1 protein-coding gene and 1 pseudogene are annotated in these 1,188 nt (G+C 76.2%); both read right to left on the reverse strand.

The window, feature by feature from the left end; all coding sequences use genetic code 11:
• The coding region (locus tag HGK34_RS22210) for a PHP domain-containing protein (protein ID WP_201851604.1) at nucleotides 1-285 on the reverse strand (285 nt) is incomplete at its 3' end.
• Nucleotides 278-1,188 (reverse strand): annotated as a pseudogene (locus tag HGK34_RS22215) (DNA polymerase Y family protein); the annotation flags it as partial. The gene HGK34_RS22210 and the pseudogene HGK34_RS22215, both read right to left, overlap by 8 nt.

Genomic DNA, 1,188 nt, shown 5'->3' on the forward strand with positions numbered 1-1,188 from the left:
CCTTATCGTCGGCAGCGTCAGATGTGTATAAGAGACAGCCGGGGCGGTGGCTCCGGGGGCCGGCAGGTGCAGTTCCGCGCCGAACACGGTGGGCAGTCCCACGTGCTTGGCCGCCTGGGAGAAGCGCACCACGCCGTACAGGCCGTCGTGGTCGGTGAGGGCGAGGGCACGCAGCCCGAGCCGGGCGGCCTCGGCGGCGAGCGCCTCGGGCGGGGAGGCGCCGTCGAGGAAGCTGTAGGCGGAGTGGGCGTGCAGTTCGGCGTAGGCGGGGGTGGTCTCAGTCATAGATGGCCTCCAGCAGCCAGGCGCCCGCGGTGCGGGCGAGCAGCAGACCGTGCCCGTCGTCGGCCACCACCTGGAGGAAGACGCGGCGGGCGCCGCCGTCGGGCCGCCACCACCGTTCGACGACGGGCCACGGCCCGGCCCAGTCGGCCACGCGGGCGGTGCCGCGTTCGCTGCGCACGAGCGCGGGCTCGCCGCTCATGGCCAGGCGGGCGTCGACGACGACGTCGGCGCCGGTGGTGTCGAGCACGTGCGCGGGCAGGGGGTCGGGCAGCACCACGGCCGGTGACGGGGCCGGCAGGGCGCCCGGCCAGGGCAGGCCGGGGTCCCGTTCGGCGGGGACGTGCTCGCCGAACGGCACGAGCTGCACGCGGGATCGGGGGTCGCGGCCGCCCTGGAGGCGGGGTGTCAGCACGCCGGAGGTGCCGAGCAGGGCCTGGACGCGTTCGACGGCGCGGCGGGCGCGCAGCCCCTCCCCCGCGGACGGGCCCCACAGGCCGGGCTGGGTGGCACCGGCGGGGGCGACGTCGTCGGCCCGCAGGGTCAGCCGGGCGATGGGCGCGGGAGCGGGCTCGGCGTGGGTGAGCCAGCCGGCGAGCTGCCAGCGCACGCGGTCGGTGATGCGTGCGGCCGACATGCCGGTGGCGTCGTCGGTGCGCCAGGTGCGTTCGCAGGTGCGGTGCTCGCCGGTGACGGGGTCGACGGCGTCGGCGGTCACGACGACGCGCCCGCAGGCCATCCCGTGCCGGGTGAGCTGTTCGTGCAGGTCCTCGGCGACGCGGCGGGCGGCGAAGGCGGCGACGTCGGCCCGGGCGGCGGGCGGGTCGAGCTCAGTGGTGGCCGTGATGGCGCCCTCCTGTCTCTTATACACATCTGACGCTGCCGACGATAAGGCTCGTGTAGATC

The organism is Myceligenerans indicum (assembly GCF_016742955.1).
Taxonomy (GTDB): Bacteria; Actinomycetota; Actinomycetes; order Actinomycetales; family Cellulomonadaceae; genus Myceligenerans; species Myceligenerans indicum.